The organism is Vibrio sp. 1557, from assembly GCF_033340175.1.
Taxonomy (GTDB): Bacteria; Pseudomonadota; Gammaproteobacteria; order Enterobacterales; family Vibrionaceae; genus Vibrio; species Vibrio alginolyticus.
Window position 1 is genome coordinate 247,495 of sequence record NZ_JAWOVZ010000002.1, and the last position, 18,248, is coordinate 265,742.

At 44.0% G+C, this 18,248-nt stretch carries 15 protein-coding genes; 6 read left to right on the forward strand and 9 right to left on the reverse strand.

Annotated elements, in window-relative coordinates:
• Window positions 1-120: 120 nt before the first annotated feature.
• Window positions 121-1,692 carry a BCCT family transporter gene (locus tag R7070_RS04350; RefSeq protein ID WP_005376879.1) on the forward strand — a complete coding sequence of 524 codons (1,572 nt, stop codon included), beginning with the start codon at window positions 121-123 and terminating at the stop codon, window positions 1,690-1,692.
• 231 nt (window positions 1,693-1,923) lie between these two features.
• On the forward strand, window positions 1,924-3,807 hold the full coding sequence (locus R7070_RS04355) for a methyl-accepting chemotaxis protein (RefSeq protein WP_005376880.1): 1,884 nt from the start codon (window positions 1,924-1,926) through the stop codon (window positions 3,805-3,807).
• 70 nt (window positions 3,808-3,877) lie between these two features.
• On the opposite strand, the gene R7070_RS04360 is transcribed toward R7070_RS04355, so the two are convergent.
• The gene (locus R7070_RS04360) at window positions 3,878-4,597 is read right to left on the reverse strand and encodes a 3'-5' exonuclease (RefSeq protein WP_081107483.1); all 720 of its coding nucleotides are present in this window, start codon (window positions 4,595-4,597) and stop codon (window positions 3,878-3,880) included.
• Between the two features lie 8 nt (window positions 4,598-4,605).
• Window positions 4,606-6,495, reverse strand: a complete 1,890-nt coding sequence (locus R7070_RS04365) for a DUF294 nucleotidyltransferase-like domain-containing protein (protein ID WP_033905640.1) — start codon at window positions 6,493-6,495, stop codon at window positions 4,606-4,608.
• Between the two features lie 314 nt (window positions 6,496-6,809).
• Here R7070_RS04365 and R7070_RS04370 point away from each other — a divergent pair, with 314 nt between their 5' ends.
• Window positions 6,810-7,451, forward strand: coding sequence for an outer membrane beta-barrel protein (locus tag R7070_RS04370; protein ID WP_064354122.1), 642 nt, complete (start codon window positions 6,810-6,812; stop codon window positions 7,449-7,451).
• 89 nt (window positions 7,452-7,540) lie between these two features.
• Here the strand turns inward: R7070_RS04370 and R7070_RS04375 are convergent, their stop codons facing one another.
• The 3 genes from R7070_RS04375 to R7070_RS04385 all read right to left on the reverse strand — a co-directional run bounded on the left by R7070_RS04375 (window position 7,541) and on the right by R7070_RS04385 (window position 9,840).
• Window positions 7,541-8,731 carry an amino acid aminotransferase gene (locus R7070_RS04375; protein ID WP_064354121.1) on the reverse strand — a complete coding sequence of 397 codons (1,191 nt, stop codon included), beginning with the start codon at window positions 8,729-8,731 and terminating at the stop codon, window positions 7,541-7,543.
• 333 nt (window positions 8,732-9,064) lie between these two features.
• Window positions 9,065-9,364 carry a hypothetical protein gene (locus R7070_RS04380; RefSeq protein ID WP_005376885.1) on the reverse strand — a complete coding sequence of 100 codons (300 nt, stop codon included), beginning with the start codon at window positions 9,362-9,364 and terminating at the stop codon, window positions 9,065-9,067.
• Between the two features lie 245 nt (window positions 9,365-9,609).
• Window positions 9,610-9,840 (reverse strand): hypothetical protein, encoded by a 231-nt coding sequence (locus R7070_RS04385; RefSeq protein ID WP_017636104.1) that lies wholly within the window; start codon window positions 9,838-9,840, stop codon window positions 9,610-9,612.
• Between the two features lie 259 nt (window positions 9,841-10,099).
• On the opposite strand from R7070_RS04385, the gene R7070_RS04390 reads away from it, so the two are divergent.
• Window positions 10,100-11,491 carry a PLP-dependent aminotransferase family protein gene (locus R7070_RS04390; protein ID WP_053304299.1) on the forward strand — a complete coding sequence of 464 codons (1,392 nt, stop codon included), beginning with the start codon at window positions 10,100-10,102 and terminating at the stop codon, window positions 11,489-11,491.
• Window positions 11,492-11,589: 98 nt separating this feature from the next.
• Window positions 11,590-11,814 carry a hypothetical protein gene (locus R7070_RS04395; protein WP_033905633.1) on the forward strand — a complete coding sequence of 75 codons (225 nt, stop codon included), beginning with the start codon at window positions 11,590-11,592 and terminating at the stop codon, window positions 11,812-11,814.
• Between the two features lie 91 nt (window positions 11,815-11,905).
• Here R7070_RS04395 and asnS read toward each other — a convergent pair whose 3' ends face one another.
• Together asnS and R7070_RS04405 are read right to left on the reverse strand one after the other, a co-directional pair.
• The gene (asnS, locus tag R7070_RS04400; protein WP_017636101.1) at window positions 11,906-13,306 is read right to left on the reverse strand and encodes an asparagine--tRNA ligase; all 1,401 of its coding nucleotides are present in this window, start codon (window positions 13,304-13,306) and stop codon (window positions 11,906-11,908) included.
• Between the two features lie 189 nt (window positions 13,307-13,495).
• On the reverse strand, window positions 13,496-15,121 hold the full coding sequence (locus R7070_RS04405; RefSeq protein WP_053304300.1) for a methyl-accepting chemotaxis protein: 1,626 nt from the start codon (window positions 15,119-15,121) through the stop codon (window positions 13,496-13,498).
• Between the two features lie 293 nt (window positions 15,122-15,414).
• Here R7070_RS04405 and queD point away from each other — a divergent pair, with 293 nt between their 5' ends.
• Window positions 15,415-15,777, forward strand: a complete 363-nt coding sequence (queD, locus tag R7070_RS04410) for a 6-carboxytetrahydropterin synthase QueD (protein ID WP_005376896.1) — start codon at window positions 15,415-15,417, stop codon at window positions 15,775-15,777.
• 89 nt (window positions 15,778-15,866) lie between these two features.
• On the opposite strand, the gene R7070_RS04415 is transcribed toward queD, so the two are convergent.
• A complete protein-coding gene (locus R7070_RS04415; RefSeq protein WP_053304301.1) occupies window positions 15,867-16,334 on the reverse strand; it encodes a GNAT family N-acetyltransferase in 468 nt (155 codons plus the stop codon).
• A gap of 94 nt (window positions 16,335-16,428) precedes the next feature.
• Window positions 16,429-18,144, reverse strand: a complete 1,716-nt coding sequence (locus R7070_RS04420) for an EAL domain-containing protein (protein WP_086046898.1) — start codon at window positions 18,142-18,144, stop codon at window positions 16,429-16,431.
• Between the last annotated feature and the right edge of the window lie 104 nt (window positions 18,145-18,248).

Consider the following 18,248-nt stretch of genomic DNA (forward strand, 5'->3'; position numbering starts at 1 on the left):
AAGATAGACAAAAACGTGTCAAATGATAGGATCTTGCGCCTTCACGGAATGCAAAACGTATCGTGTTCGAAAGATTTTTTTGTTTGGTACGTAAAAACACTACAAAAATAGAGAGGAACGATGACAAAGGGTATAGATAAGTACAGTATCGATAGTACCGACTATACGGTAGGTCAGGACAACGTTCAAAAATGGGGTTTTGATGTTCATAACCCAGTTTTTGGTATTAGTGCAGGTTTAATTGCGCTGTTTCTTGTCGCTGCATTAGTTCTAGATGCACATACCGCAAAGACGGCACTTGATGGGCTGAAGTGGAAAATTATTGGTTCATTCGATTGGTTGTTCATTATTGCAGGTAACATTTTCGTTATTTTCTGTTTGGCGCTTATCGTCTCACCAATGGGTAAGATCCGACTAGGTGGTAAAGACGCTGTTGCCGATTACTCGTTTATGTCATGGCTTGCAATGCTATTTGCAGCTGGTATGGGTATCGGTTTAATGTTCTGGAGTGTTGCAGAACCTGTCGCTTACTTCACCGGTTGGTATGAAACGCCACTTGGTGTTGAGGCAAATACACCAGAAGCCGCGAGATTGGCACTGGGTGCAACGATGTTCCACTGGGGCCTTCACCCATGGGCAATTTACGGTGTTGTAGCACTTTCTTTAGCATTCTTTGCCTACAACAAAGGTTTACCGCTATCTATGCGTTCGATCTTCTACCCACTTCTGGGTGATCGTGCATGGGGTTGGGCTGGCCACATTGTGGACATTCTGGCTGTGCTTGCGACTTTATTTGGTCTTGCTACATCCCTAGGTCTAGGTGCGCAGCAAGCAGCAAGTGGTATTCATCACGTATTTGGTGTTGAGCCAGGCCTAGGTCTGCAAATCGTCGTTATTACCGTGGTGACTTTACTTGCTGTTGTTTCAGTCGTACGCGGTATCGATGGTGGTGTTAAAGTCATTAGTAACATCAACATGGTTGTGGCGTTCTTGCTACTTCTCCTTGTTGGTCTTATCGGTTGGGCGGCGAGCCTAGGTTCGATTCCAACCACACTTATGGCATATGTAGAGAATATCATCCCACTAAGTAACCCGTTTGGTCGTACGGACGAAGCTTGGTTCCAAGGCTGGACAGTATTCTACTGGGCTTGGTGGATTTCATGGTCGCCATTCGTAGGCATGTTCATCGCGCGTGTTTCTCGCGGCCGTACCGTTCGCGAGTTCATCACAGCAGTTCTACTGGTTCCAACTGCGGTTACCGTTGTTTGGATGTCTGTATTTGGTGGCCTGGCGATCGAGCAAGTTGTTGATAAAGTAGGTGAGCTGGGCACAAATGGCTTGACTGACGTATCACTTGCTATGTTCCAAATGTTTGATGTTCTTCCATTTGGTAGCATGCTTTCTATCATCGCTGTTGTGTTGGTACTTGTGTTCTTCATTACGTCTTCTGACTCTGGTTCACTTGTTATCGACAGTATCACTGCAGGTGGTAAAGTTGATGCACCTGTACTTCAACGTGTCTTCTGGGCATTCATGGAAGGTGCAATTGCGGTTGCTCTGCTATGGATTGGTGGCTCCGAGGCGGTTCAAGCTCTTCAGGCTGGTGCCATTTCTACAGCACTGCCATTTACCTTCATTCTGCTTGCAATGTGTGTGAGCTTATTGATGGGTATGAGAACAGAGCGTCAGTAATTCGGCATTTTATAAAACCGTCTGACTAACAATTAATCAAAAGGCCAGCAATTTGCTGGCTTTTTTTGTGCGGTTTTTATGACGCTCGAGACAAAAAAATGACACATGAAATTTCATATTTTACAAAGAGTTAATGTGCTATTTTGTTTTTTAAAAATTAGTGAATAGTCGTAAAAAAGTGTGTAATATTCATGCACCTTAACTGTTCTCCCAACTCAAAAAACTATAAATATGAAATTATCATTAAAACAAAAGCTTATAGGCGCAAGCCTTTCTGCTGTTGTTGTGATGGCAACAGCACTTACTTGGTTGTCGGCTGGTCAATTATTTGATCAGACTCGTTCAGGTGTCTATTCACGTGCGCAAAGTCTTAGTACTACTGCGTCAGAGGGAATTTCTGATTGGGTCAATATCCGTAAAGATATTGCCACTGCGTTCAACGACTACTCGACCGAGCAAGACGTTGTTCCTTTCCTACAACAAGCTCGCAAGGCTGGTGGCTTCGATGACATCTTCCTTGGTACACCAAACGGTGATATGTACCGCTCTCATCCGGAACGTAACCGTGCTGATTATGACCCTCGCACACGTCCTTGGTACAAGGATGCTGATGCAGCGGGTAAGCAAATCATCACAGCCGCATATCAAGACGCAATCACGAATGCACTACTTGTGACCATTGCTGAGCCAGTAATGAAAAATGGTCAGTTTGTTGGTGTTGTTGGTGCGGACGTACTGATCGATCAGCTTATCAGCGATGTGATTAACTTAGATGCAGGTGAAAACGCGCATGCGATGCTAATCGACATGAATGAAGGCACCTTTTTAGCGCATCCAGATAAAAGCTTGACGCTTAAGCCTATCACCAGTGTTCTAAAAGATTTTTCAGAAGAGGCAATTGAGCGCGCCGCCGATGAAGGTCGTATCGAAGATACGGTAATCAAAGGAAAAGAGAAGCTTTACTACTTCAATAAAGTTCCTGGTACGCATTGGATGTTTGCGATTGAAATGGATCGCGCAACAGAAGAAGCAGGTCATGCGGTATTGCTACGAGATCTATTGTTCACTGCTGTGGCGATCACGATTGTGGTTATTCTTGCAGTTTCTTGGCTAGTTGGTTTCTTGTTCCGTGACTTGAACCGCGTATCAAATGCACTGGAAGAAATTGCATCTGGCGAAGGTGACTTAACGCAACGCCTAGAACCACGCAGTGATGATGAAGTAGGTAAACTGGCGGAAAACTTCAACCGTTTTGTTGGCAACATGCACACAATGGTTACTAAGCTTAGCCACGTATCTTCTGCGCTTTCAGAGCAAGCACGCACGACAGCACAGCAAGCTGAGGAGCGTAGTCAGCGTATCTCTTACCAGCAAGATGAAATCAACATGGTGGCGACGGCCGTGAACGAAATGGCAGCAGCGACACAAGAAATTGCAGGTAATGCTGATAGCACGGCAAGTAACTCAGAAGAAGCGGTTCAAGCTTGTTCACACGGTTCAAGCCAAGTAACTCAAACGCAAGGCTCTATTCAGAACTTAGCGCAAGAAGTTCAAGTTGCTACTGATGTGATTCAAGAGCTAGAAGCACACGGAAATAGCATCAATACGATTCTATCAACGATTCAAGGCATTGCAGAGCAAACGAACCTACTTGCACTTAACGCGGCGATCGAAGCGGCACGTGCAGGTGAGCAAGGCCGTGGTTTTGCTGTGGTTGCAGATGAAGTCCGCGTATTGAGCCAACGTACTCATGCTTCAACGCAAGAGATTCAAGAAACTATCGAGATGCTACAAGGCACAACAGCCAAAGCGGTCGGTATTATGGGTGACAGTCGTCGTCTAGCTGATACCAGTGTTGATGATGCCAATGCGGCTGCAGCGAGCTTGACGCAAATCCACACTGCTGTTGAGCGTATCAGTGATATGGCAACGCAGATTGCTTCAGCAGCAGAAGAGCAAGCATCGGTAACCACTGAGATCACTCGTAACACTGAAGGTATTCGTGACGTGTCTAACGAGTTGTCAGTCGAAGCTCATCAAGCAGCAGAACAAGCTGCTCACCTGTCTGAGCTATCACACGAACTTGAACAAGAGATTCAACGCTTTAAGCTGTAATCTTGTCTCAACCTAAGTAAAAAAGGAGCCATCTGGCTCCTTTTTTGATCGCTATTAAGCGTGAAGTATACTACAGCCAGAACTCACTGATGGGTTGCTCTTCACTGTAATGATGGGCGATTTGCGCTTGCAGTAGCTCTGCGGTAGCAATTGCATCGGTTAATGCATGGTGAGGCGTATAGTCTGGCAGCCCATAACGGCGTCGAGATTGCGCTAGCCGAACCGATTCTGGTTTTTTCCCTTTTAAACGCTCCCAGAGAGAGCCGGAACGTTTCTGTTGAATCGTTTCTTCGAGGTGCAGCGTATCTAAAACAGGAAACTCAATACCTTCCCCTAAACGGCTTTTGAGCGCTTTATCCAGAAACTCTCTCTCGATACGACGGTAATGAACAACAATGATTTTCCCGCTTAAGGATGGTAGCAGCTCGCTTAAGATATCGCCTAAGTCAGGTGCATCGATCAATTCGCTGTGAGTAATACCGTGTATAATGACTGAATCTTCATCGAGTGCACGCTGTGGACGTACCTTCCAATGACGCGAGTTACGTAGGAAAATTCGCTTCAGGTTAAACGGCACCAAACCAATAGTAATGATGTCATGTTTTTCAGGATTCAAACCCGTCGTTTCGAAATCTAACGCCACGAACTCCACCTCAGATAACGGTGTTTCTGGAGCAGGCGGCTTGTTGCTATAAAACGCAATTAAATTCTCATCCTTCGCCATCTCCAGCTTTTGTTCAAACTTCGTTGGCCACTGAATGGTTGGCTTCTGAAAGAGCTTTTTAATCATGCTAAACCTCACTTAAAGCTCTTGTTCGCTTGGTAGCGGAACTTAAGGAAATTTTGACCATTGCTTAGGATCTGGAATGCATCCTTTAGGTTGCGACGTTCAAACTCAGAGAGGTTTTCCGGTTCGATATTGTTATCAGGCTCAATGCCTAGTTCCACATCCGTCGCTTGGTGACGAATACGTACCATGGAAATAAATTCTAACGCGTCTTTTAAGTCTTGTGCTCGACCTTTTGGCAAAATGCCAGCATCAATAATGTCGTCAAGACGCTCAAACGAGTTCTGTGCACGTGAACCAACCGCCAGAGAGTGAACGCGAATTAAGTCGACCAGAGGAGCAGTACCGCGACGTTTGAGGTTGATGGAGTTGTTGTGTCTGCCATCTTTTTCCATCACGAAGTCTTTAAAGAAGCCCAGAGGTGGTGTTCTGTTTAGTGCGTTACGAGCCAAACACGCTAAGAAGCGGTTGTTCTTTCGAGCGCGACGAACAATAAAGCTAGTTAACTGTTCTGCCCATTTTAAGCGGCCATAGACGCCATCCAAGTCGAAAAAGATGGAGGCGTTGAGTAGTGCTTTCGGGTTCGGGTTATCAATCCAGTCAGCAAAACACTCTTCCCACTCTGAACGAGTCATGCGCCACAGTGGGTTGGTTGCCATAATATCGCCTGTGCAATATTTGTAGCCGCAGGCATCTAACCCATCGCTGACGTATTTTGCTAGGGCTTCGAAGTATTTACCATGTTTCTCTTCTTGATAGGTCTCATCTAGAATGATGGCGTTATCTTGGTCAGTCACCAACAGTTGCTCATCTCGCCCCATTGAGCCAAGTGCAAGGAAACAATAAGGAATTGGCGGTGGGCCAAGCTCTTCTTCTGCCATTTCTAGCAGACGCTGTTTGAAGCTTCGGCCAATGACCGACATCGCGCTACCCACCATGTGAGAGTTGGCATCTTCATTGACCAGACGCACGAAGCTGCTTTTCACTTCTTCGGCAACAACTGCTAAATCTTCGATAGTCTGTTGTTGGAAAATACTACTCACCAGCAACAACGAATTCTGAGATTCATAACGAACAATGTCGGTTGTTTCGATAATACCGATTGGTAATTGGTTTTTTACCACTGGTAGGTGATGTACGTTGTAACGCAGCATCGTTAACATTGCTTCATAGATGTAAGCGTTGTGGTCAAGAGACATGACCTCCGTGGTCATCACACTAGACACATCGTCCTGTGGGGACAAACCTTCAGCTAACACACGGGTACACAAATCACGGTCAGTAATGATACCAAGTACTGGGGACTGTGGATCGTCTTCGTCACGAACGAAATCTGGGTCGACGATAAGTAAAGCCGATACGTTGTCATTCGCCATTTGCTGCGCGGCTTGCTGGATTGTCTGACCACGATCAATCGTATGAGCATCGCCAGTCAGCAAGGTTTTCACTTTCGATGTCGTCAGGTCATTGGCGTCTTTGTTTTCTGAAATGGCTTGGCGTAAACGAGCGCTATTTTCAACTTCAACAAAATCCGCAAAGGAATCAAAGTTATCGTAAATTTCTTGGAAAATGTCACCAGGAATACAGTAGAGCAGGGTATCCTCAATGGCTTTTACCGGAAAGCGGACTTTGTTATTGGTGAGCATGCCCATCTGGCCAAATAGGTCACCTTCGTCAAGGCGATTATACAGCTCACCTTTGCGTCGATAAACTTCAACAACACCGCTTCGCACCACGTATAAATCTTGGATATAGTCTCCAAAATGGATGATGGGGGTATCTTCTCGGTAGTACGAGATTTCGACACTCTCTGTCACCTTGTTTAGTGTTTCTTCAGGGAGTTCATTGAACGGGGGATACTTGGCGAGAAAGTTGTAAATCTCGAGAAGTTCTGCATCCATCGAAGGCGCCTTTTAGTTCGCAAATAATAAAGTAATCTTAACTTAGTTTTAAAACAGAGTCTTATCTGAACCGCGATTTTCGTGCTCAGTCATAAGATTCTGACATATCGCACGATAAGGGAGCTTCATTTTTACTACTATATGGTCACCTCAATTGAAAAAGACGTCGTCGATATGTTTTCTTCGTGATGACTGATTAGATCTTTGGCTGTTTCAGATCGTTATCACGTCTTTAGATTAAGCTATTCTTCTTGAGCCAAGTAGCTCAGGCGATGGAATACAGTGTTTAGATAATTCTCATGAAAGGAAGTCGAATGATGAGAAATTTATTGCTTGTTTCTTTAGCTGCTTTGCCGGCGATATCAAGCGCAGCGGTCATGGACCAAGCAGAAAAATTTGGGTACGAACACATTCATTTGGATGTTGGTGCCGGAACGACAAACGAAGAATGGTTAGATAACTCTAATGCGACCACAGTTGGACTCGGTGGTAACTATTTGTTTACTGAGAACTGGTTGTTTAATGTTGATTACTCAGCGCAGTTTTTCCATCCGGATGATTTTACTCTTCGCATTGACCGCCTTTTGTTTGGTGGTGGTTACCGTTATGGAGTTACAGAGCAATTCGATATCTACGGGATATATGGAATAGGCGCAATCAAAGCGAAAGCGACGGACGACAAAACGGATAATACGTTGTCTTCCGATAGCGAATTGATTCAAGCTGTAACTGTTGGGGTGAATTACTTGCTCAGTGAAAAGCTTATTGCGACAGCTGAAGTGGAGTTGAACCGTAGTGATATCGTTGATGAGAACAATTTTAAGATCGGTCTTAACTACCAATGGCATAAAGTCATCGGCACTGGTCTTTTTTATCAGTTTAGAGATACTGATTACAGCGGTGAAAGCTCAGATTACGTCAATGAAGTAGGGCTGAGTTTGAAGTTTGTCTACTAGATCGGACGGGTTCGTTTTTGGCGTTAAGTTAAAACAAAAAAGGTCAGCTTATGCTGACCTTTCCTTTTAATAAAGTATGCGACAGTCGATTATAAAACCGCTGCAATGCCTTTACATAGAGGGCCCATATTTGACTTCGTCATACCAGCAACACTGATTCGGCCAGAACCGACAATGTAAATACCGAACTCTTCTTTAAGGCGGTTAACTTGCTCTTTAGAAAGACCAGAGAAAGAGAACATACCATTTTGACGTTCGATGAAACTAAAGTCTGCGTCCACACCCTCTGCTTTTAGTGTCGCTACAAACAGTTCACGCATTTCTTGAATGCGGTCACGCATTTCTGCTACTTCAGCTTCCCATTCCGCACGCATTTCGGTGTTGCCAAGAATGTGAGTCACGACAGCGCTGCCGTGTGCAGGTGGGTTAGAGTAGATAGAGCGAATAATGGCTTTAACTTGAGAAAAAGCGGTTGTTGCGACTTCTTCTGACTCAGCTACTAACGTGAAGGCACCTACGCGTTCATTGTATAGGCCAAAGTTTTTCGAGAAAGAGCTCGCGACTAGGATTTCTTTGTTGTATTTAGCAAAAGTACGAAGACCTGCAGCATCTTCTTCCACACCTTTAGCAAAGCCTTGGTAGGCGAAGTCGAACAGAGGAAGCAATTTCTTCTCTGCGACAAGTTTCGCCAATGTTTCCCATTCTTCAGCCGTAGGATCGATCCCTGTAGGGTTGTGACAGCAGCCGTGTAGAAGCACGATGTCGCCTTCAGATGCAGATTGCAGATCATTTAGCATCGCATCGAAGTCTTTGTCTTTTGTTTCAGCATTGTAGTAGCTGTATTGTGCCGTTTCGATACCAGCAGCAGTAAATACGCCGTTGTGGTTCGCCCATGTTGGGTTGCTGATCCAGATCTTTACATCGCCTAGTTGACGTTTAATAAACTCGCCGGCAACACGTAGTGCACCAGTACCACCCGGAGCTTGAGCTGTTTTAGCGCGTTTTTCGTTTACAATTTCTGCATCAGAGCCGAAAAGCAGTTTTTGCACTGCAATGCCGTACTCTGCTGTGCCTTCGATGGTTAGGTAAGATTTGGTTTTTTCAGTTTCAACAAGTGCTGCTTCAGCTTTCTTTACTGTCGCAAGAACGGGAGTTTCGCCTTGCTCGTTTTTGTAAATACCTACGCCAAGGTTAATTTTTTCTGCGCGAGCATCTTTTTTAAACTCTTCAGTAAGGCCAAGAATAGGGTCAGCCGGAGCGGCAACTACTTTTTCAAACATAATCTTCATCCATGTTAATCGAAGGGGTGTGCTAACATTTATACCTTTCAGCAATATTGGTTACAACCGTTACTGAAAAGAAAACCTAAAAAAGTTGCGATTTGAAACAGAATTCTAACATAACTAAAGTTTTTGCCATGAAAACGTTTGGTAGGCACAGAGTTTGAAGGGCATTTATGCCATGGTTGGAGAAGTTTTGCACACATCCCAATCGTTTCAATTCAGTGCTTTGCGTTAACGCGTTTATAGTTGTCTAGTGAGGATTTTTTGAGACAAAAAACGCCCCACCAAAGGTGGAGCGTTTACTGTTAGAAGTATGGATATCGGTTGGGGTTATTTCTTCAGATTGATTTCCGACTCAACCGCATTGGTTTCGATGTCAGGGTTAGAAGAAAGTTTTTCAGTCGCCCAGTCGTTCATATGCTTTAAGATCGCTTTTAATGCGTGCTTTTCGGTTGGTACTTCTGTCTTTTCAACTTCAAGTTTTTGCTTCGGATGCGTACCCGTCGCATCTTCTGCAACGTGTAACCAATCTGGATGCCAGTAATAAGGTTGGCCGGAAGGAGAGCTCCAAGAATGTACGCCGTTGGATTCACCTTTGTATTTAATATCTTCTTCGTTGTATTTCGCCATTATTGTTTTCTCTCATAATCCATGAGTTGAGGTGTGCATCACCATTACTATTTAAATGTAACAGATGTAATGAAAATTGATGTGATAACAATCGACTTATTTTGCCCTTTGAACGCTATAGAAGATGCGTACTTCTCATTCAGAAGAATTTACTATTTGGCAGGTTTTAGCTTTATTTGTGTTTAAAGCATACAACGATGGATTCGCCTACCTAATGCTATTCTTGAACGGTGATAGAGCCTAAACTACTCGTCATTCAAGTGTTTGAGAATCGCCGCTTTTGCATGCTCTTCTGTCGCTGTTTCCCCATCAGGGACTTCAAGATCAGCCTTTTTGTGTTCACCCAAAGCATCTTCAGCGATATGCAGCCAATCAGGATGCCAATAATAAGGGGTGGTACTGCCAGGATGGTCCCAACTGTGTACACCTTTATGTTTTCCGCGATACGAGAGATCGTCCATTGTAAAAACTTTCATCGCTTCCTCCTGATTTAAAGACAGTAGCTCGAAGTGAGTTTAACGCACTCAGTCCAACGTAAAACCTTGGCTTTTAGGTATTGCAAAGATGTGAGGCAATATGTGTGTAACGGTCAAAGTATGGGATATAAACGCTCACTTCGTGGCTGAAATATCTATTGATAAACTTGATAAATTACGTTGCTAAATTGAATACTCCCATATCAGAATGCTGGCGCGAAGTATGCTATGGTGCGGCTGTAAGTGAAATGAGGGAAACATGAACCGATACCGTCAACTGGCTGAGCTGTTCAAAACGCAGATTCAGCAAAATACATGGAGAGCAGGGGAAAAGCTGCCATCAGTGCGTGTAACAAGCCGAAACCATTCTGTCAGCGCAGGTACGGTATTACAAGCTTATCAGCTGCTCGAAGCACAAGGTTGGGTCGCAGCGAAACCTCAGTCTGGATACTTTGTGACTGCGGAGTTGGACCGCTTCGAACCGAGTTCTCCAGCCACTTCCGTTTATCGCTCCAGCATCAACGATGAACTTTACGACTACCTCAAAAATCAGGCCTCACCGAATGCGGTGAAGTTTGGCTCCGCGTTTCCAGACCCTGCATTGTTCCCATTAGAAGCGCTAAACCGCAACCTAGCCAGCTCAGGCAGGAAAATGGGGGCAGAGACGTTATTGGATAACTTGCCGCCGGGCTGTGAGTCTCTACGCCGTTTGATTGCTCAACGGTACATCCAACAAGGTATGGTGTTTACCCATGATGATATTGTCGTTACTTCTGGCGCATTAGAAGCGTTGAATTTGAGCCTTCAGGCCGTGACCCAGCCTGGAGATACTGTTGTAGTTGAATCACCGACGTTTTATGGCGCACTTCAAGCGATTGAACGTTTAGGTCTAAAGGCGATAGAAATAACGGTGGATCCGTTAACTGGACATTCAGTGGATCAAATTGAAGCGACTTTTACCGACAATGATGTTCGCGCATGTTGGTTAATGACTAACTTTCACAATCCAACAGGAACCTTATTAAGTGACGGGCAGAAGCAGCGTATCGTCGAACTGGCTGACAAATACGATGTGTACTTGATCGAAGATGATGTGTATTCAGAGCTTTATTTTTCTGAAAAAAAGCCAAGCTCACTTAAAGCTTTTGATACACAAGAGCGCGTATTGCATTGTGGATCATTTTCAAAAAGCCTTTGCCCTGGCTATAGGCTGGGCTGGGTGGTAAACAAACGCTTCAATGCGCAACTTCAAAAGCTGCAACTTATCTCGACGTTGTCAGGCAGTGCACCAATCCAGCAGGGTATCGCGCATTACTTGCAAAACGATAGTTATGATAGCCATCTTAGAAAACTGCGAAAGAATCTTGAGCAGCGGCAATTGGCGTTTATTGAACTGGTTGATAAGTACTTTCCCCAATCGATTCGTTACACGCAACCGGAAGGCGGCTATTTTCTTTGGATAGAACTGCCGAAAACAAAGTGCGGAAAAGCGATTTATCAAAAGTTATTGGAAGCGAACATCACTGTAGCATTTGGTCAGTTGTTTTCTGTCGCTCCAAATTATGAGAACTACCTGAGGCTTAATACATCGTTACCTGTAAATGATGAATTAGAACAAGCCGTGAAGACGGTCGGAGAATTACTTCATTAGCCAACTGTTTACCTGTTTTTTGCTCAAACTGTATCAGTGGACGATACCGAAGCTGTGTTTCAATCATGGGCAGACAACCATTTAGGTTAGGAGCCGGAATGAAAAAGCAGTTGGTAAAGCATGAACTTAGGTTGATGGGTGTTGCTATTTTTAGCGCATTTTTGTTGGTGTTTGCACACTTGATATTGGCGAAATCTTTTTCTCATATGGTTTGGACGGAATACACTGCTGCCGTTATCCCATTTGTGATGTTTGGCTTGTGTGTGGTTGGAGTAAAATACGCAGCGCGAGCAGATGAGGATGACGACGAAGATAACAACTAGAGTGCATACACCGGTTGCTAGAAAATCATTCGTACAAAATAAAAGACCTCCACATGGGAGGTCTTTTTAATTCAATATCACTAAAAAGTGATTAGAAGTTCGCAGAGCGAGGAGTACGTGGGAATGGGATCACGTCACGAACGTTGCCCATACCAGTTACGTAAGATACTAGGCGCTCGAAGCCTAGACCGAAGCCTGCGTGTGGCACTGTACCGTATTTACGTAGGTCGCGGTACCAGCTCATATGTTCAGGATCGATACCCACTTCACGCATACGTGCATCTAGAATGTCTAGGCGCTCTTCACGCTGAGAACCACCGATGATTTCGCCGATGCCCGGTGCTAGAACGTCCATCGCTGCAACTGTTTTACCGTCATCGTTAGCACGCATGTAGAATGCTTTGATGTCTTTCGGGTAGTTCTTAACGATTACAGGTGCTTTGAAGTGTTCTTCAGCAAGGAAACGCTCGTGCTCAGAAGACATATCGATACCCCATTCAACTGGGAATTCGAACTCACGACCTGAATCAAGAAGGATCTGGATTGCGTCAGTGTAGTCAACCTGCGCGAAGTCAGAAGAAACGAACTGCTCTAGACGAGTGATTGCTTCTTTGTCGATGCGTTGAGCGAAGAACTCAAGGTCATCACGACACTCTGCAAGCACCGCTTTAAACACGTACTTGAGCATGTCTTCAGCCAGTTTCGCTACATCATCCAGTTCTGCGAACGCAACTTCAGGCTCAACCATCCAGAATTCTGCTAGGTGGCGGCTTGTGTTTGAGTTTTCAGCACGGAAAGTAGGGCCGAAAGTGTAAACTTTGCTTAGCGCACAAGCGTAAGCTTCTGCGTTTAGCTGACCAGATACGGTTAGGAACGTCTCTTTACCGAAGAAGTCTTCGTTGTAGTCCACTTTACCAGCGTCAGTGCGAGGAAGGTTTTCCATGTCTAGCGTAGATACGCGGAACATTTCACCAGCGCCTTCAGCATCTGAAGCCGTGATCAACGGCGCAGATACCCAGAAGTAACCTTGCTCGTGGTAGAAGCGGTGGATTGCTTGAGATAGGCAGTTACGTACACGTGCTACTGCACCGATTACGTTTGTGCGCGGACGTAGGTGCGCAACTTCACGTAGGTACTCGATTGAGTGACGAGTTTTTGCCATTGGGTAAGTTTCAGCATCTTCAACCCAACCAACCACTTTAACGTCAGTGGCAGCAAGTTCGAAGTCTTGACCCTTTGCAGGAGATTCAACAATCTTACCAGTTACTTCAACAGAGCAGCCAGTCGTTAGCTTTAATACTTCGTCTTCGTAATTATTAAGATTATTTGGGACCACGGCCTGAATCGGGTCGAAACAAGAGCCGTCATATATGGCAAGGAAAGAGATTCCAGCTTTGGAATCACGACGTGAACGGATCCAGCCACGAACAGTCACTTCGCTGTCTACTGCTAGCTGACCTTTCAATACGTCTGATACAGGCGCGTAAGTCATGTTTTCAATATTCTCCATTGAGGTAAAAATTCAACTCAACGCTTACTTAAAGTACTTGTCTAATAACATTTTTGTTCAAAAAACAAGCTAAGCGCTGAGTTGGGTAGCATTTTACAGATTCAACGAGACATATTACCTGTCAATTCGCTCGCATCAACCTTTATATTCGTTTTGATGGGGAGAATCTCTCTATTTATTCACTCTTTTGTGCTCTGAAAGTGTGAATTGGTTTAGTAATTGCTCTAAACGTTCGGATAGATGCTCTAAATCAACACTAATATCACGCGTGTGCGATGCTGATTGCGATGTGTCGTTAGCATGCAGTGTGATCACATCTATTTTAGATTGAATATGCTGACTTACATCAGATGTGGTTTGCGTCTGGTTTTGGATATCTTCTGCATGCCTGAGAACTTGGCGCATCTCGTCAACAACGTTATGCATTGTGGCTGATAGTGCCTCGACATCGACAGAGCGTTGATGAGCAAACTGGCAGACGGTATCAACAGAAGTTAATGACTCTTCACTTCCTTGCTGGAATTGAGAAATGATATGTTCAATATTACCAGTGGCTTCAGCCGTCCTAGAAGCCAGGTTACGCACTTCTTCCGCGACGACCGCAAAACCGCGTCCTTGCTCTCCGGCACGGGCGGCTTCAATAGCAGCATTCAACGCGAGCAGGTTGGTTTGTTCTGCAATACCCTTAATAACCACAAGAATGGACGACACTTCTTCGGTTCTTTGGTTTAGAGAGCTGATTTTTTCCCGTACGGTATCAATGTTACTTACTAGTTGTTTGATGTCTTCACTTACATTGTGTGCTTGGCTTGCACTATGAGTGGCGACATCAACGGTGTGATTGACCAAAACAGTAGCATTATTAGTCGAGTCCTCAACCGCAGTTTGTTGCTGCAACATATCGGTGATATTAATTTGTACTTCGTTGGTCTCTAGCTGTTGGTTATTGGCCGCTTTATCTGTGGACTGCGCGACAGCAGTTAGTTTACTCGCGGAGTCGGCAAGTGAGTGAGAGGTGTCTTGCACACGTTCTAAGCTTTCGGAGACCGTATCCATGAATGAATTGATTGAAGTAGAAAGTTGGCCCACTTCATCCTGTTGGTGATGCATAAGTCGTTGAGATAGATCTTTGCTATGGCTCACATTCGACATGAATTTCGACGTTCTTTGAATTGGTCGTACAATGATTTTCTGAATCAAACTCATCGTTATGATGAAGCCCACAAATGCGATTACGGCCATTATTCCCATCGCAAACATTGCCTGTTTACTGATCATTGAATTGACGTGGTTCATGTTGTATTCCAAGCGAATCGCGCCCAACACTTCTCCTGCTGGTGCAACGTGGCAAGAAACGCAGTTGGTGCCACGGTAATTTTCGCTCGATTTCATTGGTAGTGCGACTACTAACCCTTTGCCCCAATCGGCTGAGATTGGTTCAATCACCAGTTCACCATTCAACGCTCGTTGATCAATATCATCGACAGGCTGCTGGTTTTGTTGCCCAGGTCCGTAAAGTTTGGTCACAGTATCAGCTCGCAACACGCGAACTGCTTCAATGCCTTCTTGGGTCAGGGCCTTTTGACGTAAGGTTTCTTTTTGCGACATGGTGCCCGTAAGCATCATCATATTTAGGCTATCGAAATAATTGCTAGCCTTATCATGGAGTTGTTCACTAAGAACATCATTGATTAAGGTTTTTTGTTGATGGTATTGGTAAGCCGTAGAGGCAGCTAGAACGCAGCTGAAGACAGCAATTAACGCCAGTAAGAGCTTAAAAGTGATAGTTGAGCGCATAAATTTATAAGTGTAATTGGAACGAACTGCACAATATTAATGTGCACAAATGCGCACTGCGAACAACGAAATGAATGATTGTGACCCCACACATGTTGGGGATATGTAATTGTGATGTGAGTGCTGTGTAATCAAATGTTTGGCGCGTGACAGAAATACGGCGCTCTGGTGTGAGTGATAGCAAAGAGGCCAGGAACCAGCGGAAGTTTTTGCTACGCTTGTATGGGGTAACGCTTGTCTCTTGGCAGCGAATTCCTTAGTATTGCCTGTCTTTTTAAAGCCTGAGAATCAAGATGAAAACAGAATTATACAAAGAGTTTATGTTCGAAGCAGCACACCATTTGCCACACGTACCAGAAGGTCACAAGTGTGGTCGTTTGCACGGACACTCTTTCCTTGTTCGTCTTTATGTAGAAGGTGAAGTTGATCCACATACAGGTTGGGTAGTGGATTTTGCAGAGATCAAAGCTGCATTTAAACCAATTTACAATCGCTTAGACCATTACTACCTAAACGACATTGAAGGGTTAGAGAACCCGACTAGCGAAGTATTAGCAAAATGGATTTGGCAGCAGCTTAAGCCAAGCTTACCACTGCTAAGTAAAGTAGAAATCAAAGAAACGTGCACAGCGGGTTGTATTTACAAAGGTGAATAAGTCACTTTCCATTGAGCATTAAACAAAGGCAAGCGAGAAGCTTGCCTTTGTTGTATCTGAATGCCCCAATTTTGATTATGCTTCGCCTGCTAGCTTAATGGGTGTCGTAGAATCCATTCTTTTTCATTATCACCCAATGTTGTTTCCTCTGTATTAATGAATCCGCACGCATCAAGAAAACTCATAGCGTATTGCTGACTTTGTGGAACAGTGGAGCAAAGAGAGGTGCTTTTAGGGTTAATGGTATACGCATAAAGGAACAGTTTACGCAATGCCTCACTCCCAACCCCTTGACGTTGGAAACGTTGATCAATCATCAAGTATTTAAGCTCCAGTTCGTATCGTTTAGCAAACGGCGCATGTTGGGAGAAACCTTTATCGATAACAAGATAGCCTACTAATAGGTCATCAGAATAAATCGTAAAGAACGCCTCTGACTTACTACGTTTTTGATAAGCCATTTCAAACGGTGTAAAAAATCCTTTTTGCTCTTCTTGCACATCCAATTGCATCAAACTTGAAAAATCTTTCAGTTTGGTGGGTTTAATCGCAATCATCGCTCAATCACAAATTGGCGGCATACCGTTATGCCACCACGAGTTTTTATAGAGTATTAAATCTATTTTAAGTAACTAACCGAGTGAAGAAAAGCTAGCAATGAAGAGGGTAATAATAACCTTGGTGAATGTATGCGCCCAATGTTGTGAGTAAGTGAGCACTGTCTGCCGTTTCTACGCCTTCAACAATGACCGTGCAGCGATACGTATTGCCCATAGCAATTAACTGACGCAAGGTTTCTATCTTTTTATCATCAGTTTTTAGGCCAATAACAAATTCTCGGTCGATTTTGAGATAGTCCGGATTCAGCTTGCTGATAAGCGCCACATTATTATTACCGGTGCCAAAGTCATCAATACTGATTTTACAATCCAGAGCTTTTAGTTTCGCGACATTGCCATAAATCTCAGAGGTATAGTACATCGATGCATTTTCTGTGATTTCGATTGTCAGCAAACGGCAATCCCGATTAGATAGCTCTCTATATAGGATTGAAAAGTTACGCCCTCGCAGCAAAGAAGGACAAACGTTAATGCTGATAGGGATGGGCAACGCTTTTTGTTTGGTGTAGATGGAATCAATCACCAGCAAGGTATGAGTTAGCAGCAATCCATTGCGGATCAGTGTTTCAATAAACCGTTGCGTATTTTTTACCTTAAACCGGGAGAGGGCTTCGTAGTGCACAATCTTTTGTGCCGAAGTGTTATAAATCGGTTCTAGTTTTATTTTGAATTGTCGAATTGCGCACAAGTAAGCCATAAAGGCTTGTAGGGAGCGGTGACGCAGTATAATGAGAAAAAGTAAGCTCAGTAGAATGATACTTTGAAACGGTCCAGAGATGTAATACACCTCTTTATAGCCACTATTCTTTACGTGATAATTGAAAAAGCGTTCATTGGTGTTACCAATCTCTAACGACGTTCCGGTATTCGTTGATAGCTTCATACCAGAAAGAAAAAAACGTGAAATATGATTTTCAACATTGTCGGATAAGTTAATGTTTTTAACACGAACCAAAACGGTTGCGTTATTTAAGTCAAATGATTGGGTGGTGTAATTGTTATTGTTACTCCACTCTTCAAAGGCTTTTTTGCTGACAGGGACAACGGTTTCTGGAGTGACTAAGCATCGAATATTGAAACGATCTAGCATCATGCTCGATTCCACCAACTTCACATTATCAAATAGTGACTTCAGTTCGCTTTCATTAGCAAAGCAACTCCTGCGGGAAAGGCTCTCTGCAATTTCGAAGGCGTTATCCAGATAATTATGTTTAACGATGCTGTTTATCGCGTAGTAACAGATAGCAAAGAAAATGATCGCAGTGATCAACACAACCCACATCGCTTCTGAATAGATCTTTTTATTACGCAGGCAAATACGAAGTGCTTTTCGAAGACTATTGGTTGTGTATTGATTGATCTTCTGTTGATGTTCGATGCCATTCTGGTGGTTGTTTTGCATAGTAAAAGGGATGAAGTATCCGGTCCGGTGAATGTTTTCGATAATGTTTTTGTTAGTGGTTAAGTGTTCTTCCGTGAGCTTGCGAAATTTCTTTCTTAGAGCGGCCACCGCGTTTTTAAAGCCATTTTCAGGCAGTGTCATTTTGTATTGTTGAGTGATTTTGCTTTCTATTAACCGCTGACTAATCGGCGTATTTAAACTGCCGTATGTGGCGATAGTTGACAGAATGGCGTACTCATTTGGGTTGACAGGAATGGAGTGGTGGAGTGACTGATTGAGCTCTAGAGATATTTCGTTTTCGGACAAGCAAACGCAGATTTGGTTTCCAATTTCAAACCTAATCATGTGTTGATGTGCTCCAAGTTTAATTTTTGGCTACGTTATCAATAAAGCTAGGGAAGAGATGTGATTTTTTACTGAGATATCCATAATATTTGGATATATTCAAC

What these genes read in the sequence shown, in the direction of transcription:
- R7070_RS04350 (WP_005376879.1), top strand. Translation starts at nt 121, where the DNA reads ATGACAAAGGGTATAGATAAGTACAGTATCGATAGTACCGACTATACG.
- R7070_RS04355 (WP_005376880.1), top strand. Translation starts at nt 1,924, where the DNA reads ATGAAATTATCATTAAAACAAAAGCTTATAGGCGCAAGCCTTTCTGCT.
- R7070_RS04360 (WP_081107483.1), bottom strand. Translation starts at nt 4,597, where the DNA reads ATGATTAAAAAGCTCTTTCAGAAGCCAACCATTCAGTGGCCAACGAAG.
- R7070_RS04365 (WP_033905640.1), bottom strand. Translation starts at nt 6,495, where the DNA reads ATGGATGCAGAACTTCTCGAGATTTACAACTTTCTCGCCAAGTATCCC.
- R7070_RS04370 (WP_064354122.1), top strand. Translation starts at nt 6,810, where the DNA reads ATGATGAGAAATTTATTGCTTGTTTCTTTAGCTGCTTTGCCGGCGATA.
- R7070_RS04375 (WP_064354121.1), bottom strand. Translation starts at nt 8,731, where the DNA reads ATGTTTGAAAAAGTAGTTGCCGCTCCGGCTGACCCTATTCTTGGCCTT.
- R7070_RS04380 (WP_005376885.1), bottom strand. Translation starts at nt 9,364, where the DNA reads ATGGCGAAATACAACGAAGAAGATATTAAATACAAAGGTGAATCCAAC.
- R7070_RS04385 (WP_017636104.1), bottom strand. Translation starts at nt 9,840, where the DNA reads ATGAAAGTTTTTACAATGGACGATCTCTCGTATCGCGGAAAACATAAA.
- R7070_RS04390 (WP_053304299.1), top strand. Translation starts at nt 10,100, where the DNA reads ATGAACCGATACCGTCAACTGGCTGAGCTGTTCAAAACGCAGATTCAG.
- R7070_RS04395 (WP_033905633.1), top strand. Translation starts at nt 11,590, where the DNA reads ATGAAAAAGCAGTTGGTAAAGCATGAACTTAGGTTGATGGGTGTTGCT.
- asnS (WP_017636101.1), bottom strand. Translation starts at nt 13,306, where the DNA reads ATGACTTACGCGCCTGTATCAGACGTATTGAAAGGTCAGCTAGCAGTA.
- R7070_RS04405 (WP_053304300.1), bottom strand. Translation starts at nt 15,121, where the DNA reads ATGCGCTCAACTATCACTTTTAAGCTCTTACTGGCGTTAATTGCTGTC.
- queD (WP_005376896.1), top strand. Translation starts at nt 15,415, where the DNA reads ATGAAAACAGAATTATACAAAGAGTTTATGTTCGAAGCAGCACACCAT.
- R7070_RS04415 (WP_053304301.1), bottom strand. Translation starts at nt 16,334, where the DNA reads ATGATTGCGATTAAACCCACCAAACTGAAAGATTTTTCAAGTTTGATG.
- R7070_RS04420 (WP_086046898.1), bottom strand. Translation starts at nt 18,144, where the DNA reads ATGATTAGGTTTGAAATTGGAAACCAAATCTGCGTTTGCTTGTCCGAA.